We start from the raw sequence: 25482 nt of genomic DNA, 5'->3' as shown, positions 1-25482 counted from the left end.
GCCGCCGCCCGCACCGCGATCTTCGATTTCATCGAAGGCTGGTACAACTTGCACCGACTGCACAGCAGCCTCGGCTACGTCAGCCCCGCCGAGTATGAGACCGCACTCGCAGCCTGACCACCACACCAATGGTGTCCGTCAAAGCGGAACAAGCTCACGTGGGGCGACGATGCGATGCCCACGGGGGAACAACGTGGACATCACCCCGACCACAGCGACGCACGACCACGGGGACGTACGTAGCTTCACCATGCGGATGGACAGTCCTCGCAGGGTCTCCGAGGTCAGCGGTGTGAGGTCACCACCCGGCTGCTCCGTACCGAGGTGCGCGGGGGCCCGCCGCCGCGCCCACGCCGGCGGGACGCGGACGGATGGCACCACCTTCCGGGGCGTGTCGGACGGATTGGCGAGAATGCGGGTGTGCTGCCCATTTACCGCAGGGCAGGCTTATCGAACGGAGGAGCGATCAGCGGAGGGTCCTGTGGCGTACACCGTTCTGCACAGCACGAGCGTCCCGCCTGAGCAACGCTTCGACTGGTGGTGCGAGCTGATAAACCGTGATGTCGCACCGGTACGGATCCAGAGTCGGCACACCTCCGACTTCCTGGCCGACGCGGGTGCCCTGGATCTGGGAGCGGTCCAGTTGACCACCATGTCCTTTCCTCCCATCAGGTCGCTGCGCACGCCGGCTCTGATACGGCAGTCCGATCCCGAGGACTATGAACTGGCACTCATCCTGGACAGCGAGATGTGGATCTCGCAGTCCTGGCAGGAGAGCCGACTGTCGACCGGTGACTTCGCCCTGTGGAGCACGTCACTGCCGTACGAGGGGCAGGGACTGGGCGGAACGGGCGACGCGCTTCTGCGGGGCATCGTGCTCCACCTACCGCGCTCAGGGTTTCCGCTGCCGAGCGGCAGAGTGAACGCGATCCTGGCACGTGCCATGGCGGGGGGCACCGGTGCCGGCGGGGTGCTGGCCGCCTTCCTGCGGAGCGTCGTCGAACAGGCGCCGTCGCTGGAGCGGACGGAGCTGGAACGCATGGGCACGGCGGCCTGGGAACTCACCGCCGCCTTCCTCGCGCACCACCTCGGCGCCCACGACCGGCTGCCACCCGAGGCCCGCAGTCGTATGCTGCTGGCCCGGATCAACGCGTTCATAGAGGACAACTTGGCTCAGCCCGGTCTGTCTCCCGCGGCCGTCGCGGCCCATCACGGCATCTCGATACGGACGCTTCACTATCTTTTCCGGCAGCAGCAGGAGACTGTCGCGGCGACTATCCGGCGCCGCCGACTGGCGCGTTGCCACCTGGCCCTGAGCGATCCCGCGCTGTGTGCGCTGCCCGTCCACGCCATCGGCGCGCGGTGGGGCTTCGCCGACTCCGTCACCTTCAGCCGGTCCTTCCGCAGCGCCTACGGAATCACCCCCGGGGAGCACCGGCGAGCGACGCTGCCCGTTCCCGCTGCCCACGCTCCCGCCCCCGACGGCCCCACCCCTTCTGCGCGCAGAATCAAGAAAGACTGCGCCGGCGGCCAATGACGCCGGCGGGCGGCCGAACGCAGACTTCTCGCAGGGGGCAAAGGCAGTGCACGACATGCGCTCGGGTGCGGAAGGAACCAAACCGCGCGCGAGACCTCTCGTTCGGCACGGCCAGGGCCCATCTCACGACCAAGGAGTGAACATGCGCAGACGAGGTCTGCTACTGACGGCACTGGCCGCGATGAGTCTCACAGCGGGCTCCGTAGCGGCGGCCGCCCCGGCGAGCGCGGACAGTTGCGTCGACGGGTGGTTCTGCCTCTACTACAACTCGGGCGGAGGCGGAGCGTTCGTCAGGATCGGCGGCGACATCCCCAACCTGACGAACACCAAGTTCAACGCCTGCGGTACGAACTGCAACGGGATCGGGCAGAGCGTCTGGAACAACGCCGGATCGGCGCGGAATACGAACGGCTTCTACGCCGCCACCGTGTTCTACCGGTTCAACTACCTCGGATCGAGTGACTTCGTTCCGACCAACTACCTCAGCGGTCTGCCGAACACGAAGAACGAGGACGCGTCGGTCCGGTTCGGCCCGTGACCAGAAGGCCCGTGATCACGGCATGCGCTGTTGCCGTATGCGTGTCTGTCGGCGGCGCCGTGGGATACGCGACGACCGCCGCCGGCAGGGAGGAGACCGGTACGGAGCGGGCGCGACTTCCCGTGCAGGCGTTCCTGCTCAGTTACCAGCAGCGTGACGACCTGAACAGGGCGTACGAAGGGTTGGTGGAGCGTTGCATGCGTGAACAGGGCGTGCCAGTGAAGGCGCTGACCCACGTACGGCCGCCGCTGAAGGACTTCCTGGCACGCCGTTACGGCTTGACCGACCTGGAACAGGCCGAGCAGTACGGTTACGGGCTTCCTCCGTCCGGACACGCCGCACCCCCCTCTGCGCCGAAGCTGACGACGGCCCAGCGCCGTGTCTACGACGGCGCTTCCGAGGAGCGGCCACAAGGCTGTGTGGGCTGGGCCGCACGGCAACTCGGTGACGACTCCAGGGCGCGGGACACGCCCTACGCCATGCAACTGCAGCGCACGACGTGGGACGCTTCTGCCAAGGACCCCCGCGTCGTCGCGGCGGTGGCCAGATGGTCCTCGTGCATGAGTGCGCGGGGCTATCCCGGCCGCACCTCTCCCGTGGACACACCCGGCAAGGTACTTGCGGGCAAGGCCGCGGAACGGGCACAGGCCACCGCGGAAGTACGGTGCAACCGGTCCTCCGGCGTCGTCCGCCAGTGGTTCGCGGTCGAAGCCGCCTACCAGGAAGCGGCGATCGAGCGCGACAAGGACACACTGATCGCCGAGCGAACCGCCGCGCTTCGCGTCGTCGAACGGGCACGGGCGGCACTCGCCGACTGACGAGGTTCGGCGCGTGGACCGCAGAGGCGCACAGCGCTTCACGATCACCCGGGCCCTTTGCCGAGCCTCCCGGTCCCACGCGGAGAGCGCAGGGAGCGAGGAGGCGCCGCACCCGGCCCTCCTCGCACCCTCAGTGCCCGCCTCTTGAACAGGTCCGCCTGCCGCCGGCGGGCCCGCGATGTCCGTCGTGGGGAGGGGGGCTTTCTCCCTCCCGGGCACCCGCGCGCCGTCACCGCGTGTAGGGGGCGCGTCGTGCGGACGATGCCGTGCACTCCCGCGCCGCAGTGCGTTTCATGGGACGGGGGGTGCCGAACATCGTGGCACCGAGTGGGGAGGGGGCGCCATCGTGGTGCTGCGTCCGGGATTGCGGCCGGAGCAGCGTCCCTTGGCGCTACTCTGGCACTCCGGGGACGACCGCAGGAGGGGTAGATGGCGCACGAGGACTGGACCGTGGACCGGCTACATGTTGCGTTGCCGCATTCGGCGTCCCGGCAGCAGCTGCTCCAGGACGTGAACCTCACCCCGATCGAGGGCCTGCCCGCCGTCCTCGACGGGTGGGCTGCGGCCGCGGAGCAGCTCGAGTCGGCCCGCCCCCGCATCGAGGCCGCCCGCGCCCATACGAAGCTTCGCGGTGTTCTCCCTGACGACCTGGAGACCAGGGATGTCACCGCCGACGTGCTCAGGGACGCCGAGCCGCGTCAGGGCAACCGGGACGACCGCGGCCGGGGAGCGGCGTGACCTACCGGCTCAACTTCCCTATCGACGTGTTCGATGCGTACAAACAGTTGCCCGAGCTCGCTCGTCGGGACCTCGCGCTCGCCCTGGTCGACGCTCAGCGTGACCCGATCGCTCATTCGGAGCCTTACGGGCAGGACGACGGCATCATCCGCACCGTTGCCCAGGGCCACGTCACCGCGGTGATTCTCCTCGGACACGACACGTCGACGATGACTGTCCTCACCATCGCGTACGCCGGAACTGCCTGACCACTTCCGCGAGCACTTCCGCGAGCAGGGGTCATGAGACGGGGGCGGCTCTTGGGCCATCTCTTTCGGATCTTTCTCTCTCGCGTTCAGCGTGCTGCCTTGAGATCAGCCGGGTGAGAGGTCCACGCCAATGTGTGCGGTCGCCGGGGGCGTGCTGCTGGTCGCCGCGTGCTGGTTCTCCGACTTGACCCGGCCATCTCCCGCACTCCAGCAACGCAAGCGGTTCCGCACGGACGCCGTGCTCATAGTGGGCGGCACCCTCGCCCCCACCCGTGACCACAGTGTCGCCGAGCAGTCGCGCGTCAGGGGTCCCGGCCGGGGGCCGGAGTCAGCCTGTGGTCTTCGTGAAGTCCAGGTCGGCATGGCGGACGGCGGGGGAGGCGGTGGAGACCGTGGCGCCGAGCATGCTGATGCAGCCGAAGAGGAGGAAGGTGGGGCCGGCCCCCCACCCTTGCACCAGGAGGCCGAAGAGCGGGAACATCACCGGGGTGATACCGACCGCGCTGAGCGCCTGGACGGAGGCCACTCGGCCCTGGAAGGCGAGGGCGGTGTTGGCCTGCATCAGGGCCAGGGCCAGACCGCCGCAAAGGCCGGAGACCAGGCCGGAGACGAGCGCCACGACGACCGCGAGGGCGAGGTTCGGCATGACGCCGATCAGGCCGATGCCGGCGGAGGCGACGAGCAGGGTGATGTTGTGCCAGTGGCCGGCCCGGGGGAAGCGGCCGCGCACGACGAGCAGGAGGGACGTCGTGCAGACGCCGGTGCTGAGGGCGGCGTTCACCCAGGCACCCCCGGATGGGCCCCAGCCGCGTTCCTCGGCGAGCATGATGACGCCGATTGCTATAGGCGGGATGCAGCCGATCATGGAGAGCAGTCCGGAGAGGACGAGCGGGCCGACGACGGGCTCGTGGCGTAGGTAGACGATGCCGTCGACCAGGTCGCGGCGGGCGGTGGAGTCCGCGGCGGGCTGTTCCTCGGGCGGCAGCGGGGCGAGCCGGACCGCGATCAGGAGGAACAGCGAGAGGGTGAAGAGGACGCCGGTCACGGCGAACGCGGCTGCTGGGCCCGCGAGCCCCATCGAGAACCCGGCGAGTGGCGGACCGGCGATGTGGCCGGACCGCTGCACCAGATTGCGCAGGCTCTGCAGCCGCATCAGCTGGTCGCGGCCGGTGAGCCGGGGCGGCATGGCTCCGACCGCCGGCATGAACAGAGCGTCCACGACGCCGAAGACGAGGGCGAGCGCGACGAGCAACCAGAGGCCGGGGGTACTGAACGCGAGCACTGTGGCGGCCGTGAGGATCACCACAGCGCGGACCGCGTCGGAGGAGATGACCACCCTGCGCGGGCCGAACCGGTCGGCGATCACTCCGCCGCCGAGCATGAGGATCGCCCGGGGTATGGCGCCGACTGCCATCACCAGGCCGACTTGGGCCGGTCCCGCTACCTTCTGCGCGGCCCAGCCGAGCGCCACGAAGTAGGCGGCGTCACCGACCACGGAGAAGGTGTAGGCGATCAGCCACCGCAGGACGTTGCCGTCCCGGTGCACCGCAGCGGAGGGGGTAATGGCCACGGCGGGGGCGGGTGGGGCCGTGTCGGGGACGGGTTCATCTGCTCGTGAGGTCACGAATGCACATGATCTCCCATAACGTCTACCCCGTACAACGGAGTTGTCGGCCGGATGTCATGACCCTCCGTCGGCGGACCGGGGCCGCCGGCCGACGGGCCTGCTCCGACGACTCGAAGCCATGAGCCCGGCCGGTCCATCGCGACTGCCCCACTCGGGGTGCTTCCGGGCCATGAACATCGGACGGAGCTGAAAGCAGGTGCCTCCCGAAGTGGGGTTCTGGCTCACGATTCCGTGGGGGGCTGGCCGAGTGTGATGTCAGTGGTGTGCGGCGGCATGGCCGGCCTTTGCGGCCGCGACCTGCTGGGAGTCCGCGTTGGTGCCTGTTTACTCGTCTCTGACCCACGCCCCGGCCTGGGCTCTGGTCGAAGTCCTGTGGTTCGTCGAGGGGAGTAGCGACGAGCAGAGGGCGTCCTCGCGCACGCCGCGCTGTTCGCCCGACTCGCCCGCCTGGTCCCCGGCGCCGCCGTCGACGAGCCGGCGTTCGCGGCCCGGCTCACCACCACCGAGCCCGAAGCCGCCAGCGCGCTCGCCGCGTTCCTCACCGCTGTCCCGTGACGGCGAAGTCGGACCGATCGCCACAGAAGTAGGACCACCGGCCCTGCACGCCGGTGAGCGGGGTGGATGGTTGCCAATAGGCAGGTTTGTTGTCACCGGCCCGCCGTTGGCGGAAGGTCACCGGGTGAGCAGCGAGTCCGCGATCGCGACGGAGGACGGAGTGAGCCTGGTCTTACCGTCGTCGACGTCCCAGAGTGAGTTCTGCAGCAGCCGTCCCAGGGTCCAGCCGGTCGCGCGTGCGCGGTCCAGGCCGAGGACATCGATGAGCAGGTCGAAGCGGCGCCGCACGATACGCGGGGTGTCACCCTTCGCCACGACGTCGTCCCACCTGCTGTCCAGGGCGGGCCACAGATCGAATCCCGGATCGCCGGCGAGTGGCTCGGGATCGATGGCGATCCACGGCTCGCGCTGCGCTGCGAGAACGTTGTCGTAGTGCAGATCCCAGTGCAGCATCCGGTCCCCGGGCTCACCGGCTAGTTCGGCCACCGCCGATGCCCAGCTGTGCAGGAGCTGACGGTCGGCCGGGTCGGCCAGCCTCCTGATCGCCTGGGGGACCTGATCCAGCATCTCGGAGGCGATGTCGCCTAGACTGCGCAGTCCCCGCGGTGCGGGGAATGCGACCAGCCGCGCATGCAGTTCGGCGAGGATGCTCATCGCCACGTCGTCATCGTTGATCGAGGCCAGCGTGCGGGCTCCGTTCAGCCGCTCCGTGAGCATGCTGCTGCCCATCGGGTCGTGATCGAGCAGTCGCACCATCCCCTTGCCGTTCCAGGCGCGGAGGCCAATCAGTGCGGCGGTGGTCTCCTGCCGGGGCATCTGGAGTCTCAAGACCGCGGGGGTACCGTCCGAGCGCAGCACCGGCAGTACCAGTGAGGCTTCTCCGGCCCTTGCGGCGCCGTCCCGTTTCAGATCCCAGCGTTCCAGCATGCCCGCCGCGAGAGCTGGCAGTCCGGCGATCCAGGCTATCCCCTCCTCACCGAAACCCGTGGCGTACGACAACACCAAGCGATGCGGGACCTCACCTGCCTCCAACGTGCTCACATCGCACCTCCTCCGCGGGGAACCGGGTTCGCGAGCCGCAACCTACCGGAGGTCCGGACAGCCTGCCATCGGCGCACCAGCCATCTCGAAGCCAGTGCGGATACCCACCGTGACCTTGTGTGTGTCCGCCGCAAGTAGGGGGACCCGATCTCTGCCACCAGTGGCAGAAAGGCTGTTGCACGCGCGGATGTGACAAGCCCCGTGCATCCAGGGTGACAAGCAGACTGCCTCGACCGGCCGCATTGGCCACGTCAGCCGGCTCTGCCAGTGAGGACTATCGTGCTTCGGCACACCGGCCATTGACCGCGACAAGAGCCCACTGACAGCCGTGGCCGAAGAGGCCACGCGCCCGGCCGACATCCTTCAGGCCCACCCGGACACCAGCGACGTCACCGACTCCGGCCGCCACGGCGACATAGTCTTCACCGCGGGCGGGAACACCTGGGTGCTCGACTCCCAGTCCGGCGCCGACGGCGAGTAGTTCCGGGACCCGGCCGGCACCCCGGCCCCCACCGGCGGCCCCGCCGCCGACGTGCTGCGTGATGTCGTCGTCACCGCGCTCGGCCCACCCCGCCTCCCGAGCCCGCCACCTGCGATGGCGACGCCGTCACGGTCCACCTGGCCGCCGGCCGCCCCTGCACCCTGGCCAGAACACCTGGCGCGCTGGTCTTCGGTGGGGACGGCACCGCGGACTGCACTCCGGCTGGGAAGGGGGACGGCCGCGCCGTCGGCTGCCGCCGTCCGGCCGATCAGCGGTTGTTCCTCGGGCGGTAGACGCTGAGGTCGCCGTGGGCCGACAGGACGCCGGCCAGGTCACCGGGTTCGTCCCGCAGGGTGCTGTCCAGGAAGGCGAGAGTGGTTGCGGCGACAACGCGAGGGCTCTCGGTGCGGCCCAAGGAGCCGACTATCGAGGGCACGGGTGGCAGGTACAGGGGGCCGTCCATGAAGGTGAGGTGTGCGGCGCCGGGGAGGGTGAGCCGGTAGCTCGTCGCGGTGTTGCGCTTGAGGGCCTTGGTGAGGCGGGGTATGTAGTGCGGGTCGGTCGCGGGGGTGATGGCCTGGGTGAGCGCGAGCGTCGGCTGGTGGAGGGAGGGGGAGGCAGGACCGTGGGGGTAACCGTCCAGATCGATGACGACGTCGAAGCGATGGTCCTGCCGGGCTGCCTGCAGAGCGGCGGCACCACCCATGGAGTGGCCGGTGACCGCGACCCGGCCGGTGTCCAGGCGTCCGGTCAGCGGGCCGGCGATCTCACCTCTGCCCACACGGTCCAGCTGAGTGAGGACGAAGCTGAGGTCGGCGCCCCGAACAGTCGTCCAACCGGCCGCCAGCTTGTTGTCCTTGTCCCGGTCGCCGGTGGAGGTGGTCCTGGTGCGAATCGCTCGGCCGTCGGTGAGGATGACGGTGGCGGAGTCGTACGGGTGGTCGAGGGCGGCGACCAGATAGCCGTGGCTGGCCAGTTCCTCCGCCCAGGCGGTGTTCTGGGTGCGCACTCCGCCCGATCCAGGAGAGAACAGCACGACCGGGAAGCGTCCGCCCCCGTCGGCCACCGGGGCGTCGAAGACCGAACGGGTGTGGGCACGCGGGATGCCGTCGACCAGGAAGCCGGGCAGACCGACCGCGCGGGCGAGAGCGACGGAGACGGTGCGCGCCTCGTGCTCCGTACGTCCGAGGTACTGGGCCCGCCGCGTGCCTGTGGGGCTCTTCTGCGCGGGGTACCAGAGCTGGACCACGACCGTGCGCCGGTCGTGCGGATCGGCGGTGAAGGTCTCGGGGCGGCGTGGGTCGGTCCACTGCACCACGCGGGTGCCGACTGCGAAACGGCCTGACGGTTCGGGGAACACGGGTACGGGAAAGGCCCAGGCGGCCACCGGGCCTGTGACGATCAGGCCGACACAGGCCACCGACGCGGGCAGGGCCAGCCACCACCGGGCCCGCCACGTCGGCCGGCCGGTATGGCGTCGCAGCAGGGGAGAGAGGGCGAACGGCAACGCGAGGACAGTGCCTGCCAGTACCGGCAGCAGTTGCCAGCGGATGCCCACCACGCTCAGCACGAGCGCGGACAGCACGGACACGGTTCCCGCCGCGATCGTGATGCGTGGGCGGAGGGCAGGGGGAAGCCAGCGCGCCACCACGAGCACGACGGCACCCAGCAGGACAAGGACTTCCGGAAGGGACATGTGCAGTCCCATGATGTTCTCGGTCACCCGGCCATGTTCGGCGCAGGGCACGCGCCGGCACATCACCCTCGGGTCGCCATCGTGTACAGCCGGAGTCGCAGTTCGATCCACGCCCATGTGGGAGGCCGTGCGACCGTGGGGGTGGCCGGGCTCCTCCTGTGGTCGTACTTCCGCGCGATCTCGTCAGACGGTGGACTCGTGCGTGCCGCTGGATCGCGGCTTGCCGTGACATGGCTGCGGTACGTGCGAACGGCGCGGGTCTTACGCCTCCGCACCCGGCCCGGCTCCGGTTGTGCGCGGTCGCGGCCCCGCTTCCGTACGCCCTGGTGGTGCCCGCCGACCCCGAGGTCAGGGGACGATGGAGTCATGGGCACGGGCGACCAGGACCGGAACGACGTCGCCGACCCCGCACGGCCGCCGCTCACCGCAGAGCACGCCCGGGAGATGACGGCCGGGCTGCGCGCGGTGATGGACGACGTCCGGCGCTCCGTCGCGGTGCTTGCCGCCTTGGTCCGAGCCGCCCACGCCGCCCGCGTCCGGGCGCCACTCGGCTACAGCTCATCGGAGGTCGACACCCGCGGCAGTGGCGACGCCACACGTCGACAGCCGTCCGTGCTGCGTCAGCCGTCCGAGGTGCCCATGGTCCCGAAGGTTCCGCGCATCAGCTGGTCGATGGTTCCCGGCCTCTCGGCCAGGGAGTCGAAGAGGTCCGCGAGCAGCCAGAGTACGAAGCCGTGGACCATGGCCTCCTCCGGCTCGATCGTCCCGAACCGGTCGCGCCAGACCACGGTGTCCATGCCCATGGCGGCGGCCATGAGGACTCCGGTCACCATCGGCACCTGCTCCGGATCGGCCATCTCGAAGGAGGGCAGCCGACGGATCACAGCAGGGATGAGGTCATTGAGCGGATCGAGCCGCTCCCCGCCGCCGGGCGGCTCGGCGATCAAGTACCCGGTCAGCACCCCCACCAGGAATACCGTGCCCCGGGAGACCTCCTCACGCCCGACGGAGTCCACCGTCGCCCTCAGCCGCTGCTGCGCCTCCTCACGCTCCTCTGCGGGCGTCCGCTTCTCCAGGACCCGGTAGGCGTCCCACGCCGCACGGACCGCCTCATCCACCACTACGCCGTCGCTGCTCATGAAGGCGACCGTATGCGAGACGACTTCGTCCGCGAAGACCGGTGTCCGCTGACATTGCACCTGGACCGTCTGTGGTCGCGGACTTCTGCGCTGTGGCCATCACCCGGACCGGTCGACTAACTTACGGGGATGGTCACCAGCAGCCGGGCCCAACCTGCCCAGGTCTCGACCCTCACCGGTGTCGGTGCGGTGTTCATGAAGGCTGTAGCAGCCCTGGTGGTCCCCTGCGGGCCGACCGTACTCGCTGCCGCGGTGCTGCTTCCCGATCGTCATTGGATCGTTCTGCTGGTCGGCGCGCTCACCACCGCTGTATGCGTTCCTGCGGGTATCACGCTTTGGCGTCTGGCCGACCGCAACCGCGCGGGAACCCGGCGCCTTGAAACCGTTGGCGTCCGAGCGACCGTGGAGGTTCTCACCTCCACCCTCACAGCGTCGGACGAAGGGCACACCTACGAGGTCGTGATGCCCGCCATTGAAGCTGGACTGCTGACTGATGGTGCTGCGGGCGTTCAGTCGAGGATCGTGTAGGAGCGGTCAAAGGAGTCAACCAGTGCTTGCAGACGTGCGCCTGCGGGCAGGCCGGGGCCGGCGGTTCGGCTTTGCGTCACTTCGAAGGGCTCGAAGCCGAGACCACTGACCCACGGCCCGGGTTCTGTGTCACAGGACAACCGGCACCGGTGTCACGCACAGCCCCGCCTTGGCAGGTCTATGTGCTCTACAGGACGAGTCACCAGGTGGATGGCCTGAGCTGTGAGGGTGTGAGCGTCTGTGAGGCAGGGCTCGCCCCAATGCTTCCGCACGCTCCGTTCGGGTCCGGCGCCGCGGGGGACGATGGAGTTAATGCTGCCTTGCCTTCCGGCCGTTCCACGAGGTGACCACTCTCTGAGCGGGCGCCTGCCGGGACGAGGGCGACGAGGTGGGGTGCGGTGACGCCCACCAGCGGGCCCCAGGCTGGTGTGGATGTACTCGACTTCGGTACCACCAGAAGGTCTCCAACTGTCGGGCAAGGCGTCCCGCTCTGCCGTTTGGGTTGCGGCCAGCCCACAAACCTCCCAGGCTCCGAGGGACTGCCCGAGCGCTTCTCGTCCCGTAGAAGGCATGAGCCGTAAGTGGCAGGGGAGAGGGGCGCGTCGGCGCGCAGAAGGGACTTGGGGGCAGAGGTGGCTCAGACGAGGATCAGGGGAGCGCCGTCGTACGTGCCGCCCTTGCAGATGGGCACGACTCCGGCGGTGATGAGGATGTTGCCGCCACCGAGGAGGCAGCGAACCGGGGTGACCGGGCTGGGCGTCGCGGAGGCTGTGCCCGCGAGGCTGAGTGAGGCTGCGGCGGTGAAGCTGACGGCTGCGAGAAGCAGGGTGATGCGGCGCACGGAGGTGTCCTCTCGGTGGGGCGGGTTGGACGACGCGAGAGTCATCATGCGGGTGTGGGCGCCGGGGCGGTGCGGCCTTGCGCGTGAACGGCTTGAAGACGCTGGGTCGCTCGACACCCGACCCCGGTCGCAGGTGATCCCGTCGGGCGCGTCCTGTTGGCGTTCCGCCGGGCCTTGAGCCGGCCGGGGTGGCAGTGGCCAACCGGGCGGGAACGTCGCAGTCCGACCTCGTGATGCCGCAGCAAGTCATATGTTCCAGACGATTTTGCCACCGCCTCTCCATCGGAACCACACACGTCGGACTGACCGGCGCATCCGAGGGGCCGATCCTCGATTCTGCCCTGGGGCTGCCGGAAGCAGCAGCGGCGGACGGCCAGAGCATCCAAGGGGTGCTCGGCGATGACATCCAAGGCTTCTGCACCGCGCTGGCCGGCGGAGCAGGGCCCCGGCCTAACGCGACTGATGGTGAGAGCAGTTGTCCCTTCGGTCCCGAGCACATCGCTGTGACCTGCGTATTTTGTGCAGTGACTGAAGGGACGAGGGACCGAAGGAGTACGGTCCCTCCCGCGTCGAGGGCCGTCCACTCGGGCGTTTCGGCCCGTCAGGCCCTACCAGGCTCGTCCTTCCAGGAGGCGGGTCACGCCGGGAGCGGACAGGTGCAGTACCTCGTAGCACTCGGTGGCTCTTTCCTCCGGTGCCACAGCGTCCATCCACAAGACGAACCGCATCAGCTGCCATGCCTGGGGGTCAAAGGCCAGGGCGACGGTGTGTACGTCTTCGCGGCGAGCGATCCCGCGAAGCTCCTCGACCTCCCGGTCGATCAGCGCGGCAAGGCCGAGGCCGGTGGCGTCGGGGTCAGAATCGGCAGGGATCTGAGTGAGGCGACGGGAGGCTGCTCGGGGGAATGCCATGCGGGCGGGCCCGGCCTCGCAGGCGATGCCGGCCCAGTGGAGCACGACAGGGCGCCCGAAGTCGCGGACGATGTTCTGGAATCCACCCCTGCCGACGAGGAAGTGGGCCATCGCGTCGGTGTCATTCCACAGGTAGAAGGGCGCGTACTGATTGACCGGCGAGCCGTCGATACCACGCTCGCGGATGACGTATGCCTTCAGGCCCAGTCCGGCGCGGTCGTCGAGGACGTGGCCGCCGGCGGCCACCCGCTTGCGGATGATCTCCATGTCGTAGTCGGCGGGCAGGGTGATCTCGTACTGCTTGGCGTACATAGGGGGTTGCCCTTCTTGATGATCAGACGGTCGGCGGACCGGCGAGGTACTCGGTGCTGGTCACGGGTTGCGTCACGTTCGGTTTCGTGACCCTCCTGGCAACCTCCTGGACAGCCAGGAGGGTAATGAAGATCGGGGGGAGCGGTGCCGCGTCAATGCCACTCGGCCGGGAGGATGCGCACGCTGTCGCCGACGTGGATGGATTCCACCGCTCCACGGCACGGAACCCGCGGCGCTCCCCCTTCTGGGCTTCGCCCTGGACCAGCTCTGGCGGAGCGCAGGACCGCTCGTACAACGACTTCGTGTGTGTCATGCCTTCTCCGCCTCCTCGGCGGCTTTCTCCACGGCCGCCAGGGCGTCGGGGCCCAGGTACATCCCAGCGGCGTCGTAATGGGCTGGACCGTGGTGGAGCCCACGCTGACCAGAGACGAGTCCACCTGGCCCCGCTTGGCTGCCTCCGCGATCGCGCCCTCCAGCAGGGCCTCGAAGGCGCCAGCGTCCTCCATTGCCGGAGCCGGTAGTGGACGGTCGACCAGGCACCGAACTCCCGGGACGTTTCGCGCCACCGGCTGCCGCTCCCGAAGTGCCGGATCGCGCCCTCGAACCGCTGGCGCAGCCGTTCGGGGCACGGGCCCTACTCGCCGACAGGCAGGTACGGCTCGATGAACTGCCACTCCGCATCGAACGTTGCACTCGCGTCACGGAACACGGCCTACCGGATCGGACTGCGCCGTGAGAGCAACTTCCCAGAACAATCACAGCCACATACGCATCCTGGGTGCGCGGTCTTATTCCAGGCGGTCCTACTCGATGTCCCACTCCTCCAGCAGGTCGAAGAGGTGCCGGTCTCCTTCGAGAAACTGGTTCGCCGGTTCCTGTTGGTTGCGGGCAGCCTTCCACGATCCGCTGCATCGGCCCCGATGCCGGGACGGATCACCGCGCAGCCCGCGCGGGGCCGGACCGATGCGTAGCACAGTCTGAATCGAGTCCCCTGGGCCGAGCCGTCCTTGAAGGCATGCTCCAGGCTTTCCACGATGACGGGCAAGGCCCATGATGGCGGTATGGCTGCCAGCGAAGCCCTGCTCTGGGACGCGAACCACAAGAGCATGCAGATGGTTCCGCGGCTCCGGCGTATCGGGGTGGCGGTCGGCTGCCTCGGCTTCCTCGGCTTGCTGTTGTGGACTGGCTCGAACGCCCCATGGGCCCTCTGCGCAGGTGTCCTCTACCTACTCGGGGAGATCGCGTACTGGGCGTGGGACCGACGGCGTCTGGTCGAGGCAAGCATCGTCCCGGGCGAAGCCGACGGTCCTGCCAGACTCCGCCTCCGCCGCGCCGGCGGACAGATCACCGAACACGACCCCCACCACGTAGCCCGCGTCCTCATCATCCACGACAACGTCCACGACCTGGCAAAAGTCCGCCTGAGCCTGCACAGCGGGCAGTTCCTCTTCGGACGCCCGGGCAATCCCCCAGCCCTCACGACATGGCGCCGTACCTGCCGGAAAGCCGAAGTCAGCAACAGAGCGGCCCGGTGGGGCATGCCAGGAATCCCCGACTAGGGTCTGTGTGATGTCGTGATCATTCGGCGGGCTTCAGGAGGTCGTCGATCGCATGCCGTGACGGCTACATCGACCGCGCCGACTTCGAGTCGGCCTGCGACGCTCACGCCCCGAGCGCCCGCGCTCACACGCATGCGAGAGCTGAGCGACGGCCTGTGGCAGCACCTGTCCCAGGCCGCGGACATCGACAGCGACGGGCGCATCAGCCTCACCGAATACCGGACGGCGTTCGCCGCCGGGATGCTGGTCACGCCGGGCTCCTTCGACGCCGGGTACGAGTGGACGCTCGTGAGGTCTTCGGCCGCCTGGACCGGGACGCCGACGGGCTGATCAGCCGGGACGACGTGCTCCAGGCGATCCGCGAGTTCTACTTCGACGCAGAGCCCACCTCCACCGGCGTGTGGCTGCTGGGACCGCTGGACCCCGCCTGACGAGAGAACCCGTCGCCGCGACGACCGGACGGCGGCTGTGCTCATGGCAGCAGTTCCGCCTCGGAAAGGGTCGCTTCGGGAAGCGTCGATGTGGCCGGGTCGGCAGGGGGTCGGGGCGCCAGGGTGAAGGTGATGCGGGCGCCTTCCGTGTAGTGCGGATCGATGGAGATGGTGCCGCCGTGGAATTCGACGATCTTCTTGCACATCGCCAGACCGATACCGCTGCCGGCGTAGGCGTCCTTGGTGTGCAGGCGCTGGAAGATCACGAAGACCTTGTCTGCGTACTCCGGGGCGATACCGATGCCGTTGTCGGTGACCGTGAACCGCCACAGTGCGTCTTCCTGCGCCGCTGTCACGTGGATCTTCGGGCTCTCGCCCGGGCGGCGGAACTTCACGGCGTTGCCGATGAGGTTCTGCCACAGCATTCCCATCTGTGTCGGGTCGGCGATCAGACTGGGCAGTGGGTCGTGGGTGATGCGGGCGTCCGCTTCCTCGATGCTGACGCTCAGAGCGGACAGGGTTCGATCGAGGACGGCGTCCAGGTCGACGGTCTTCTGGTCGGTGTGGATGCGGCCGACCCGGGAGAAGGCGAGCAGGTCGTTGATGAGGACCTGCATGCGGTTCGCGCCGTCGACGGCGAAGTCGATGTACTGATCCGCCCGCTCGTCGAGCTGCCCTCCGTAACGGCGGCGCAGTAGTTGCGTGAAGCTGGAAACCTTACGCAGTGGCTCCTGCAGGTCGTGGGAGGCCACGTAGGCGAACTGCTCGAGTTCGGCGTTGGACCTCTGGAGGTCTGCGGCCTGGGCGTCCAGGCGCAGTCGTGCCTCTTCACTGAACGCCAGTGCCCGGACGAGACGGCGGCGCATGAAGTCGATCTCGCCGCTCAGCTGCCGCATGTCGGCGGGACCGGTCGGCGTGATGGGATGGTCGAAGTCACCGTCCGCGACGGCGCGGGCGTCCGCGGCGAGCCGGTCCAGCGGTGTGGTGATACCGCGACGCAGACCCTCGAAGACCAGCCCGGCGAGAAGGACGATGAGGGCGGCGATCGCTGCGAACACCCAGTTGCGCAGACGGGTGGTGGCCATCAGGTCGTCACGCGCCTGCATTCGGTCCGTGCGCAGCCGTTCCTGCTGGCTCCGTGTGGCGGATCGGACCTGGTCGAAGAGCGTTTTGCCCTGTTCGGCGCGTTGGGTGGCAAGGGGGGAGGGCGATCCGGGAGGGGAGGCGGCGACCGGGCGGGCGATCCGCTCCTGCCACGCCGCTACGGCCCTCTGCACCGCCTTCAGGTCACCCACTGCGGCAGCGTCGTCCCGCAGCAGTTCGGTGAGCTGGCCGGCATAGGTCTTCTCGTCGGCGAGGCCCTGCGCGTAGGGGGCGACGAAGTCCTTGGTGCCGGTGAGGCCGTAGCCACGGATTCCGGTCTCCTGGTTCAGAAGCGCTGATTCCAGACGGATCGCTGTGTTCAGCGCCGGCGACTTGACGTCGACCAGGTCCTTGCTGATGGACGCCGTTTGCTGCAGCATCCACGCACCGCTGACCCCCAGCAGAGCCAGCACGGCGAAAGACACTGCCACACCGACTCGAAGCCACCGCTGCGTCGTCCACGTGGAAGGTTTCCGCGCCTGCGGCCGATCCTCGTCGCCGGTCATCGTTGTTCACTCCTTGCTCGGACGCCCGCCCGCACAAGAGTGCGGCGGAGACACTCTAGAGGGAACTCGACAACAGTTGTTGTCGAGGGGCGTCGGAGACTAGGGTGCGGGTATGCCTGGCAAGAACCTCGTACTGCGGACCACACCTCCTCAGGCGGCCGCGCTCGTGGACGCCGAGGTGTACGACCTTGCCCAGCGTCTGGCTCCTCGTCTGCTGGAAACTCCTTCCCCGCCATCGGCGGACGATCCCGCTCAGGCCCTGGGCCTTCTGCACGTACTGGAACAGCTCCAGAAGGCGGCCGAACGCCTGCAGCGGGAGGCAGCCGTCGATGCCGCCCGCGCGGGAGCCGGCTACCCGCAGATCGGCGACGCCTGCGGCATGACCCGCCAGGGCGCCCGGCGCCGCTGGCCCGACCTCTTCCGCCACTCCCACGAAGCCCCCTCGGAGCAACCGATCATGATGTCCACCCCCGCCCGCGCCTTCGATGTCCTGCTCGTCGAGGACGACGTCGCCGACGCCATGCTCATAGAAGAGGCCCTCTGCGAGCGCGGGGCCCGCAACCTCGTCCAGGTCACCGACGGAGTCGCCGCCCTGGAATACCTGCGCACCCCAGGCAGTGTCCGCCCCGACCTCATCGTCCTGGACCTCAACATGCCCCGCATGAACGGCCGCGACCTGCTGCGCATCCTCAAAGCGGACGAGGACCTGCAGAGCATCCCCGTCGTCGTCCTCACGACTTCCGCGGCCCCCGACGATGTCAACGGCGCCTACATCAGCCACGCCAACGCCTACGTCACCAAGCCCGTCAACCTCGCAGACTTCGAGCAGGCCGTGCAGAGCATCGACGCCTTCTACCTCAACACCGCAACTCACCCGCCCCGCACCTGAGAGAACAACGGTCAGAGCGTCCGTGGTCCCCACAGCCGTCAGGCCCTCCACGACATCTCCGGCCGCACCGGCGTTGCTGGGATCATGGCTGCACCCGGAGAGCGGCGGCCGGCTGCCGCAGGGTCGGGGTGCACCAGTAGGCGGCGGCCAGCAGGACGCGGTCTTCCAGCGGCAGAGTGTACGGCCGGCCCTTACGCACCGCATACGCATCCTCTCGCCGGAGCGCGGTGATCAGTTCGCCGAACTGGCGTGGGCTCAGCCCGCTCAACGGGGGCTGTTCAGGAGGGCTGCGACGGGGTGATCAGGCCAGACACGACAAGATCATCTCAACCTGACCAGAGGCTACGGGACAGGGCGCGGAGCCCCGCTGTTGGTCCCCGCGTCTTTGCCCTGGCCGGTTGTGATGGACGACGGGCTGGGTGTCGTTCGCGGAAGACACCCATCCCGCTCTCCGCGGCGGGTCCGGTTGGGCCGCGCTGAGGAGTTCGCCGCCCCCTGGCGGCCCGTCTGGAGCCGCAGGTGCCCCCCGTCCGCCCATGACTGGCGTGGAGACGTCAGGGCTGGCGGCCGGTGACGTCCCCGCCCGGATCGTCGGCCAGCATGACGGCTGTGGTGATCCGCTTGCCCACGGGTTCGCGGTGCACCGCGAAGCTCTGACCGATCGCCATGACCAGCTCCAGCCCGTGCTGGCCGATCCGGGTCGGGTCATGCGGCAGGATGGCCGGTGGCGTCGGGTTGCTGTCCCACACGGTCACCTCGACCGAACCGCCCTCGACTTCGAGCGTCAGCAGGCACGGGCCGGGTGCGTACTTGCGGGCGTTGGTCACCAGCTCACTGACCACGAGCTGGACCATGCCCATCGCCCGTCCGGACACCGGCAGTCCGTGCACAGCCTGGACATCGGCCAGAAAGCTGCGAGTGAGGTCCCGGGCGACAGCGATGTCCTCGCTGCCCTCGAACACCCCGGACACCGAGAGAACGCTCTGCGGCAGCGACTGCCGGCCCGTATGGTCTGCTGCCTGCTTCACGCCGCTCGCCCCGCCCCCGTGTATGCCCTGACTGCCATCGGCCTTTTACCCTCGATCCCTCGCATGACTCGTCCTGCGGCAGAACCGCTGACAATTTCCGTGACGACCGACGCGCACCTTGCGTCGGAACCACTGACGTCACCCCTCGGAACGCACTGCCCCCCTGATACCGCCCGACAGGTGGCACCGGACCACAGGCGAAATCTGCTCCGGTGCACGATCGAATGAGGCAGAAGAAGAACTACGGCGGGGGTTCCCCGAGGGAGGCCCCAGGGAATGTCGGAGAGGCGCGAGCACACAGTCCCCGCCGACAGGGCGCGCACGGGTGGGAGCGATCGGTGGCCTGGGTTACAGCGATTCGCGATGCCGAGCAGGTCGAGCACCGGCTGAACGAGTAGGCCGGCTGCTCGGTCGTGGTGTCCGGCAACGTTGGTCTGGAGTCCGCCGACCCGGCGCCCGAGTACCCGCTGTAGAAGGAAGACGACGCGGCTCTCGCGTGGATGGACAGCGGGCTCGCGGCGGTCGGGCTGACCGAAGGCTCGGCCCTGGACGAGGAGGGGAAGGAGACCACGCGGCGGTTGACGACGGGATGCCACCCACAGACCGGCGCCCGGCTTCTCCGTACGCAAACCCCGGTCCGCGCGCAGGAGAAGGCGGGGCTGGTGGCCGCCCGGCTTGTCGAAGCGGTCGAGACCGTGGCCGAGGGCGTACGGCCTGGAGGGCACGCCCAGCCGTCTGGACGAGCTCGCCGTGTCGGGCACGCGAACCGCACGTCCGGCCAGGTCCAGGATGTCGTCGCCACCCCCTGCCAGGCCGACGCCGAGGACGACGACGAGTGCTCCACGCGCCCCCGGGGATGGTCCCCTTGCCGGGGCCCCTGGCCAAAGTCATCGCCGGGTGATCCTCGCGCTCGCGGGGATGGTCCCGGCGGCGGCACCGGCGGCCGGCGTGATGTGCTCCCCGCGCCTGCAGGGACGGTCCCGCAAGTCCGGCTACTGCTACGTGTTGTGGGGCAGGGGGTTTCTTTACGGTAGGGCGGCCGTGAAATGGTTGTCGGTCCGGGCCGATCGCAACGTGATTCTTGTGACCTTCTGGTCGGCCGTACTGATCTCGATCGTGGCGAGGGGATGTCCTCCTGGCGCGATCAGGTACACCGGTCTGTTGTTGACGGTCAGTCTGCAGGCGGCCTGAATGCGATGACGGAAGTGCACGGTCTCGGAGGCGATGTCGCCAGCACCGATGATGGCGGTGCGGGATCCGCGAGGCAGGAGTGCTGCGTCTGCGTCGCGGACGCTGTCGGGCGCGAGCAGCTGGATCATTCTGCGGGTGTCCCCGGTTCGGGCTGCTGTCATGAAGGAATCGACGATCCGCTGATCCGGTCGACCGCTCGACTCCGAGGCGTACTCGCCGCTGCCGAGGCGTTGTCGGGCCCTGCTGGCGTGTTTCTTGGCACTGGACACTGTCCCGCCCAGTACGTGCGCGATCCGGTCGAATGGCACAGAGAACAGGTCGTGCAGGACGTACGCCACCCGTTGAGGTGGGGTCAGCTGGTTCAACAAGACCATGAGCGCCCGGGATACGTCCTCTGTGCGGAGAATTGTCTCGTCCGCGGCCAGTTCCGCGGCCGGGATGGCGTCCGCGAGCAGTGGCGCTTCGTCGCGACGGCGTCGGGCACGCAGCTCGTCCAAGCAGACTCTGGCGGTGACGGTCGTGAGCCAGGACGACGGGTTGTCGATCGATGGTGAGGATCGGGCCGTCACAGCCCGCAACCATGCCGTTTGGACGGCATCCTGGGCGTCATGAGCCGAACCGAGCATGCGGTGGGCAACCGACAGCAGACGCGGTCGTGCGGTCTCGAATTCTTCGGCCGTGATCGGCATGGGTGTCACCTTTTCGGGCTGGCGGACGTCAGGACGGTCGGTTGAACCCATTCCTGTTCGCACCCCGAGGAGATGACAACATCATGAGCCTACAGATGGTTCGGTCCGGCGCCTACAGCGGCACAGCTGCCGAGGTCCGGTCGCAGATCGCGAAGGTGTTCACCTTCCTTCAGGCGACATCACCCCAGGGCGTGAGCTGCACGGCGTTCTCCAGCAAGTCGGGGCCGGACTTCATGACCCTCGAGATGGAGGAGGCAGCACATATTCCGACGGGGGGAGCGTCGCAAGCCGCTCAGCTGCGAGAACTGATCAGCCCGGCTGGGGGAGGGCCGGTTCCACCAGAACCGCTCACCCTCGTCGAGGCGTACCACTCATGAGCTCCGTGCTGGTCATCGCCACTGTTGGCTGCGTGGTCGCGAACGCGTTCATCGCGATCGCGGACTACGCGCGAGCACCGTTCGTGCTGGCGAATTCCGCAGAGGTTCGACTCCCCGCAGCTGCGCTGCCGTACCTGGCGACCCTCAAGCTCGCGGGCGCTGTCGGCCTTCTCGTGGGACTTCTCGGGGTCCACTGGCTGGGCCTGGCGGCAGGGGCTGGCCTGACCGCATTCTTCATCGGCGCGGTCCTGGCTCACGTCCACGCAGGTGTCCTCCACAACGTCGCTTTCCCGGGCGGCTACCTGCTCCTCGCGATAGCCAGCACCAGCTTCTTCGTGGGCAAGCTATGACCCACTCCGACGCGCCCCTCTTCGCGCAGGCGGGCATCTCCCGCGCACGCGCGCCCACATGGGTGAACCGCTGGGGCAAGCACGGCGAGACCGGGCTGCCCGACAGATCCCCGACCGCCGCACCATCAGCCGAGCGCGACCAGCGCCGACATCGTGCAACGAATCGAGACTGTTTCGCCGTCACCAACAGGGCCGCGATCGTCGACGGCCGTGCTCAGGCACGGTCCCAAAAGGCCCGAGGCGACCGCCACCATCGTCAGCTTGCCGGACTGCCGCCGGCTCAGGCCGGTGATAGGGGCCCTCCAGGACGGCTCCGATCTGTGATCACGGAACGAGGATGTCCACCTCCCGGCGGGCCTCCGCGGACAGCCGGTCCCACTCGGCCGAGAGATCGCGCCTTGATTCCTCACGCCTCGTCAAAGGCCTCGAGCAGGCGCTCGTACGCCAGCTTCGGCCGCAGAGCCGCGTCCCACGGCAGGGAATCGGCCGGGCGCGGAGGGTAGACCTTGGTGTCGGCGGTGGAACCGTACCGGTCGGTGAATCCCCATGTGGAGAACGATGTGCAGTTCGGCTCCTCCAGGCAGACCCGCAGCTTGCCCGCCATCTCATCAGCCTGCGTCTGCCGCCCGTCCTCCTCGTCCTCACCTATCGAGACGTCCATCTCCGACACCCGCGCCTGAACCCCGAGCTCGGCCAGATCCCGCACATGGCTGCGGAAGGTCTCCGGGTCGGTGCGGTCGCCGGGTGCGTACTCATGGTTCTGGAAACCCACGCCGTCGATCGGTACGCCGCGTTCCCTGAGCCGATCGACCAGATCGTAAAGGGCGTCCCACCGCTCGCCTTCCTCCTCGACCCCGTACTCGTTGAGGAACAGCCGCGCCTTCGGATCGGCCCGGTGGGCGGCCCTGAACGCCTCGTCGATGTACTCCTCGCCCATGGCCTCGAACCACGGGCTCTGCTCGGAGCGCAGACCGAGATCCCCGTTGGTGTAGCTCTTCTCGTCGTCGGACATGGGCTCGTTGACCACATCCCATTCCGCGACCTTTCCCTTGAAGTGCCCGGCGACCATGGCGATGTGCCGGAGCATGGCCCGGCGCACCTCCTCGGGGTCGTCGTTCTCCCGCATCCAGTCGGGCAGAGCCTCGTGCCAGACGAGGGTGTGCGCGTGCACCTTCATGTCGTTCGCGCGGGCGAAGCGTACGAGTAGGTCGGCGTCGCGGAAGTCGTAGAGGCCCCGGCGTGGGTGGAGGAACTGTGGTTTGAACGCGTTCTCCGGAGTGAGCATGGAGAACTGGCTCCCCGCGAGCGCCCGGTAACGTGAGTCGGTGAACAGCGGGTTCTCGGCCAGGGCGGCGCCGACGTCGAACGGCCGCCCCACGTCTGCGGCCCGCGCCCGCAGCGAGTCGTCGGACCGCTCCTGGCGTAGCTGCGGCGCCCTGATCACGCGGAGCGAGTCACCGCTCTCCGCCCGCGCGGTCAACTGCGTCAGACGCCACCCCTCGCGGCGCTCGTCCTCGCCCGCGTCCGCTTCCAGACCGAACCAGACAGTGCCCTCGGCGAACACCCCCGGGTCCTGCACGGTTCCCAGCCGCCGCCCGTCGGCTTCTACGCGGAAGGTGTCACCGATGCTCGACACGGCGAGCGTCACCGTCCCGGAGCAGCCGCAGTCGAAATCCTTGGAGGTGGCCGGCTCATCGCCCTCGCCGTCCCATATCTGTACCTTCACCTGTCCGTCGGCGGTCACGCCGACGCGGAGTGAGGGCCGCTCCTGCCGCCACTCGTCGTAGATGACCGGTACCCGTCCGTACAGCCGCAGCCATGAGTCGCCGTCATCGTCACCCACACCGGACATGCGCGCGGTGACGGTGAAGTCGCCATCGGTTCTCAGATGCGGGCCGGCCAGGTTCAGCGGGGGGTTGGGCTGGCCGCCGGAGGAGTCCTGCTCCACGATGTGCCGATCCGATGCGCTGACCCGCAGGATGTCGTCCCGCGCGATGGTGCCCGGCATCTGCGTCCAGTCGTGGTTCCGCAGCAGGTCTTCGTCGTTTCCGCCGCCCGCGCCTTCGCCCTGCCCCGTACACCCGGCCGCTACCACCATGACGAGCACCAAGGCGGTCAGTCGCTGCCACGTCCCCCCACCAAGGTCCACGGTTCCTCCCACTCTCTTGTTCGAGACGAGATCAACGTCTCGAAGCCGGACCACAGTTCATCACGTATGGGGTACGGCGGCCTTGTGCGGCACGTCCCAGCTCGTGTGGCGGAGCGGGCCCGGAGCAAGAGCGGAGCACGCCACCGCTCTGTGCGTCGATGAGGCCGAGTCCGCCACGTCACCCGTTCTGGTGAGCTCGCGACAAACTCCGTTCGGCCCGACGCTCGGGTGCAGATGATCGGCCGGTGCTCACCAACCTGATCCGCAGCCGTCACCGTCGTGCCGCCGCCGTCGTTCTGGCCGCCGTTACCGCCTTGACTCTTGTAACCGGTTGCGCGGATGATCCGCCCGCCGGGCACTCGGAGCGCCTCCGGAAGGCCGCCGGAGTCGCTTCCTTCAAGATCGTCTGCACCAAGGACCTGTGGGACCGGACGAAACCCGGTCGCGTCAACGCTGACTCGCATGAGGACGCCAAGCCTCGCAGTCTCAGCGGGCCCGCGAAGGACCGGCGCCTGGTCGAGATCACCCTCACAGGCGCCCAGCTCGTGGACTACCTCAAGACCCTGGAGGAAGACATCAGCGAGGGCGTATACGCGGACCGCTCCATCAAGGAGCTCTCCCAGCGGATGTACGACGCGATCGCCCCCGTCGTCGACCGCATCGAGAAGGGCAAGCCGCCCGCTGAGGTGCCCCAGGCCGTGATCGACGACGCTGTGGGGCCTGTCGCGCCCACACCCTCACCGAGCTGAACCGAGACCCGGGAGCCCCTTCGGCCGCTGCGCATCGCCGGCGGCCGAAGGTGGCTTCGGCCTTTGGCCGTGGTGCCTCCCGGAGCCGTCTCTGTCCCGGATCATGCGCCGGCCCCGATCGAGCAGGACCACGTGCAGCCGCGGGCGCCACGCGGCGGCGCCCGCGGCGGTACCTCACTCGGAGCCGAGCCGTGCGTCGATGACGATGGGCGGGATCGACTTGCCCTGCGCCTCTTTTGAGGTCCACATGGTCCAGCATCGTGGCAGCAGCGTTGGAGACCCGCTGGTGGACCGCCCGTTCGTGGGAGTGGCGACGGAGTGGCCACGCGTTCCGCGGACCAGTTGGCGAGCTTGAGAGCCGGCAGAGGACCGGTCAAGCTGACCGGCTGCAGGTCCCGGCCCTCACCGGCGGCTTACCGGCCGGCAGGGGACGATGTCGTGCCGGCGGGTGCACCGGGAGTGGGCGGCCCGCCAGGTGTCGCCTGCGCGGACGAGATCGACCGAGGCCACCCCGGCGGCTTTGACCAGGCGGTCCTTGTGCTTGCCGGTGAACACTGCCACCAGTTGTCGAGCACGCTTGTTTCAGTGCGTACGGTGTGAACACCGCCATCACGGCCGGATGCCCCGGCCGGGGCCCGGGTCAAGTCCGAGTACGACTCGGTCTGCCGTTCGCCGGCGGAACGCGAGCGGGCGAAGGCGGCCGAACTGCTCGTGCTGGGCGAGGGGGTCTCGGCGCGGACGGTCAAGGGCTGAACCGGAGAACGGGAGAAGAGCGATGGGCGGTCTGGCTGACTACTTCCGCGCGGTGGATGCCGCGTCGGTTGTGCGGGCGCTGGAGCAGACGGATGGTGGGTCACCACTGTGCACGAAGCCCCCCGTGTTCGACGGAGTCGAAGCCAAGCGCGTGGATCCGGCCGTCATCCTGGCCCTGCTGATCGCTGCTATCCGTCAGATCGAGTGGCGAGTGGATCTGGTGGAAGGGACGACCGTGTGGCCGACCGTCCCGGCTCCCGGCCCGAACAGCCCCGAGACTGAGGATGACCCGTGGGTGACGGGACCGTGGGTATCGGAACTCCGCCCCCTGGCACGAGACACTCTGGCAGGAGTACGCGACTCCGAAGTACCCACTGTCGTCGCCAGGTGGGTGCGAGCCGAGGAACTGCGGGGAGCACGCGTCAAAGACATGCAGCCACTGGCCGAAGAGCTCATCCTGCTTGCTAGACGGGCTCACGACGCCGGCGATCAGCTCTACTGCTGGATGTCCCTGTGAGGCCGCCCCGTGCGGCTCTACCTGTACCAGGCCGACGACGACTCCGAGCTGGTGCGGCTTCCTCACGGCCGGGACCCCGCGGCAGCCCGGACGAGATATCCAGCTCTTCGACGAAGGGAAGGTGCGGAGTTTCTGAGATGA

General features: G+C 68.6%; 26 protein-coding genes and 2 pseudogenes. 17 read left to right on the top strand and 11 right to left on the bottom strand.

Annotated features, from left to right (window positions below; all coding sequences use genetic code 11):
• From ABZ371_RS02810 to ABZ371_RS02780, 7 genes and pseudogenes are all read left to right on the top strand, one after another.
• Window positions 1–117 (top strand): IS3 family transposase (locus ABZ371_RS02810; RefSeq protein WP_358672784.1); only part of this gene is annotated, 117 nt, incomplete at its 5' end.
• Between the two features lie 364 nt (window positions 118–481).
• Window positions 482–1537 (top strand): helix-turn-helix domain-containing protein, encoded by a 1056-nt coding sequence (locus tag ABZ371_RS02805; protein ID WP_358672781.1) that lies wholly within the window; start codon window positions 482–484, stop codon window positions 1535–1537.
• Window positions 1538–1679: 142 nt separating this feature from the next.
• On the top strand, window positions 1680–2075 hold the full coding sequence (locus ABZ371_RS02800; protein WP_358672780.1) for a peptidase inhibitor family I36 protein: 396 nt from the start codon (window positions 1680–1682) through the stop codon (window positions 2073–2075).
• A 41-nt stretch (window positions 2076–2116) separates the two neighbouring features.
• Window positions 2117–2893 carry a hypothetical protein gene (locus ABZ371_RS02795; protein WP_358672779.1) on the top strand — a complete coding sequence of 259 codons (777 nt, stop codon included), beginning with the start codon at window positions 2117–2119 and terminating at the stop codon, window positions 2891–2893.
• A gap of 429 nt (window positions 2894–3322) precedes the next feature.
• Window positions 3323–3631, top strand: coding sequence for a hypothetical protein (locus tag ABZ371_RS02790; RefSeq protein ID WP_358672778.1), 309 nt, complete (start codon window positions 3323–3325; stop codon window positions 3629–3631).
• Window positions 3628–3879 (top strand): hypothetical protein, encoded by a 252-nt coding sequence (locus tag ABZ371_RS02785; RefSeq protein WP_358672777.1) that lies wholly within the window; start codon window positions 3628–3630, stop codon window positions 3877–3879. The genes ABZ371_RS02790 and ABZ371_RS02785 overlap by 4 nt, the downstream gene beginning before the upstream one ends.
• Window positions 3880–4081: 202 nt before the next feature.
• Window positions 4082–4180, top strand: a pseudogene (locus ABZ371_RS02780) (IS5/IS1182 family transposase); the annotation flags it as partial.
• Between the two features lie 27 nt (window positions 4181–4207).
• Here the strand turns inward: ABZ371_RS02780 and ABZ371_RS02775 are convergent.
• Window positions 4208–5449, bottom strand: coding sequence for an MFS transporter (locus tag ABZ371_RS02775; protein WP_358672783.1), 1242 nt, complete (start codon window positions 5447–5449; stop codon window positions 4208–4210).
• 729 nt (window positions 5450–6178) lie between these two features.
• Window positions 6179–7102, bottom strand: a complete 924-nt coding sequence (locus ABZ371_RS02770; RefSeq protein ID WP_358672776.1) for an aminoglycoside phosphotransferase family protein — start codon at window positions 7100–7102, stop codon at window positions 6179–6181.
• Between the two features lie 328 nt (window positions 7103–7430).
• On the opposite strand from ABZ371_RS02770, the gene ABZ371_RS02765 reads away from it, so the two are divergent.
• Window positions 7431–7583: a hypothetical protein gene (locus tag ABZ371_RS02765; RefSeq protein ID WP_358672775.1), complete on the top strand. Its 153-nt coding sequence runs from the start codon at window positions 7431–7433 to the stop codon at window positions 7581–7583.
• Between the two features lie 268 nt (window positions 7584–7851).
• Here the strand turns inward: ABZ371_RS02765 and ABZ371_RS02760 are convergent, their stop codons facing one another.
• Both ABZ371_RS02760 and ABZ371_RS02755 read right to left on the bottom strand, forming a co-directional pair.
• Window positions 7852–9342 (bottom strand): hypothetical protein, encoded by a 1491-nt coding sequence (locus ABZ371_RS02760; protein ID WP_358672774.1) that lies wholly within the window; start codon window positions 9340–9342, stop codon window positions 7852–7854.
• Window positions 9343–9899: 557 nt separating this feature from the next.
• Window positions 9900–10418 (bottom strand): hypothetical protein, encoded by a 519-nt coding sequence (locus tag ABZ371_RS02755; protein WP_358672773.1) that lies wholly within the window; start codon window positions 10416–10418, stop codon window positions 9900–9902.
• 129 nt (window positions 10419–10547) lie between these two features.
• Here ABZ371_RS02755 and ABZ371_RS02750 point away from each other — a divergent pair, with 129 nt between their 5' ends.
• On the top strand, window positions 10548–10946 hold the full coding sequence (locus ABZ371_RS02750; protein WP_358672772.1) for a hypothetical protein: 399 nt from the start codon (window positions 10548–10550) through the stop codon (window positions 10944–10946).
• 637 nt (window positions 10947–11583) lie between these two features.
• Here the strand turns inward: ABZ371_RS02750 and ABZ371_RS02745 are convergent.
• The gene (locus tag ABZ371_RS02745; RefSeq protein WP_358672771.1) at window positions 11584–11787 is read right to left on the bottom strand and encodes a hypothetical protein; all 204 of its coding nucleotides are present in this window, start codon (window positions 11785–11787) and stop codon (window positions 11584–11586) included.
• A 608-nt stretch (window positions 11788–12395) separates the two neighbouring features.
• The gene (locus ABZ371_RS02740; RefSeq protein WP_358672770.1) at window positions 12396–13010 is read right to left on the bottom strand and encodes a DUF4865 family protein; all 615 of its coding nucleotides are present in this window, start codon (window positions 13008–13010) and stop codon (window positions 12396–12398) included.
• A gap of 1061 nt (window positions 13011–14071) precedes the next feature.
• Here ABZ371_RS02740 and ABZ371_RS02735 point away from each other — a divergent pair.
• The 3 genes from ABZ371_RS02735 (at window position 14072) to ABZ371_RS02725 (ending at window position 15000) form a co-directional block, all read left to right on the top strand.
• Window positions 14072–14569 (top strand): hypothetical protein, encoded by a 498-nt coding sequence (locus ABZ371_RS02735; RefSeq protein WP_358672769.1) that lies wholly within the window; start codon window positions 14072–14074, stop codon window positions 14567–14569.
• Between the two features lie 132 nt (window positions 14570–14701).
• On the top strand, window positions 14702–14899 hold the full coding sequence (locus ABZ371_RS02730; RefSeq protein ID WP_358672768.1) for an EF-hand domain-containing protein: 198 nt from the start codon (window positions 14702–14704) through the stop codon (window positions 14897–14899).
• Window positions 14848–15000, top strand: coding sequence for an EF-hand domain-containing protein (locus ABZ371_RS02725; protein ID WP_358672767.1), 153 nt, complete (start codon window positions 14848–14850; stop codon window positions 14998–15000). Before ABZ371_RS02730 ends, ABZ371_RS02725 begins: the two co-directional genes overlap by 52 nt.
• 41 nt (window positions 15001–15041) lie before the next feature.
• Here ABZ371_RS02725 and ABZ371_RS02720 read toward each other — a convergent pair whose 3' ends face one another.
• The gene (locus ABZ371_RS02720) at window positions 15042–16649 is read right to left on the bottom strand and encodes an ATP-binding protein (protein WP_358672766.1); all 1608 of its coding nucleotides are present in this window, start codon (window positions 16647–16649) and stop codon (window positions 15042–15044) included.
• Between the two features lie 112 nt (window positions 16650–16761).
• Between ABZ371_RS02720 and ABZ371_RS02715 the strand changes: the two genes are divergently transcribed.
• A complete protein-coding gene (locus ABZ371_RS02715) occupies window positions 16762–17538 on the top strand; it encodes a response regulator (protein WP_358672765.1) in 777 nt (258 codons plus the stop codon).
• 106 nt (window positions 17539–17644) lie between these two features.
• On the opposite strand, the pseudogene ABZ371_RS02710 reads toward ABZ371_RS02715, so the two are convergent.
• The 3 genes and pseudogenes from ABZ371_RS02710 to ABZ371_RS02700 form a co-directional block, all read right to left on the bottom strand.
• A pseudogene (locus ABZ371_RS02710) lies at window positions 17645–17852 on the bottom strand (IS5/IS1182 family transposase); the annotation flags it as partial.
• A gap of 240 nt (window positions 17853–18092) precedes the next feature.
• Window positions 18093–18509: an ATP-binding protein gene (locus ABZ371_RS02705; protein ID WP_358672782.1), complete on the bottom strand. Its 417-nt coding sequence runs from the start codon at window positions 18507–18509 to the stop codon at window positions 18093–18095.
• A gap of 1082 nt (window positions 18510–19591) precedes the next feature.
• On the bottom strand, window positions 19592–20446 hold the full coding sequence (locus tag ABZ371_RS02700; protein WP_358672764.1) for a sigma-70 family RNA polymerase sigma factor: 855 nt from the start codon (window positions 20444–20446) through the stop codon (window positions 19592–19594).
• A gap of 83 nt (window positions 20447–20529) precedes the next feature.
• Here ABZ371_RS02700 and ABZ371_RS02695 point away from each other — a divergent pair, with 83 nt between their 5' ends.
• Both ABZ371_RS02695 and ABZ371_RS02690 read left to right on the top strand, forming a co-directional pair.
• Complete coding sequence (locus ABZ371_RS02695; RefSeq protein WP_358672763.1) at window positions 20530–20823, top strand: hypothetical protein; 294 nt, start codon at window positions 20530–20532, stop codon at window positions 20821–20823.
• Window positions 20820–21173 carry a DoxX family protein gene (locus tag ABZ371_RS02690; RefSeq protein ID WP_358672762.1) on the top strand — a complete coding sequence of 118 codons (354 nt, stop codon included), beginning with the start codon at window positions 20820–20822 and terminating at the stop codon, window positions 21171–21173. The genes ABZ371_RS02695 and ABZ371_RS02690 overlap by 4 nt, the downstream gene beginning before the upstream one ends.
• 406 nt (window positions 21174–21579) lie before the next feature.
• Here ABZ371_RS02690 and ABZ371_RS02685 read toward each other — a convergent pair whose 3' ends face one another.
• Entirely contained in the window at window positions 21580–23322 is a 1743-nt protein-coding gene (locus ABZ371_RS02685; RefSeq protein WP_358672761.1) for an endo-1,4-beta-xylanase, read from the bottom strand.
• 245 nt (window positions 23323–23567) lie between these two features.
• Here ABZ371_RS02685 and ABZ371_RS02680 point away from each other — a divergent pair, with 245 nt between their 5' ends.
• Window positions 23568–24071, top strand: a complete 504-nt coding sequence (locus ABZ371_RS02680) for a hypothetical protein (RefSeq protein WP_358672760.1) — start codon at window positions 23568–23570, stop codon at window positions 24069–24071.
• A gap of 775 nt (window positions 24072–24846) precedes the next feature.
• Window positions 24847–25341: a hypothetical protein gene (locus ABZ371_RS02675; RefSeq protein ID WP_358672759.1), complete on the top strand. Its 495-nt coding sequence runs from the start codon at window positions 24847–24849 to the stop codon at window positions 25339–25341.
• Window positions 25342–25482: the final 141 nt, after the last annotated feature.

It is taken from the genome of Streptomyces sp. NPDC005899, from assembly GCF_040629645.1.
Lineage (GTDB): Bacteria > Actinomycetota > Actinomycetes > Streptomycetales > Streptomycetaceae > Streptomyces.
The sequence above is the reverse complement of the archived record's forward strand: the minus strand, read 5'-3'. Positions and strand labels throughout refer to the sequence as shown.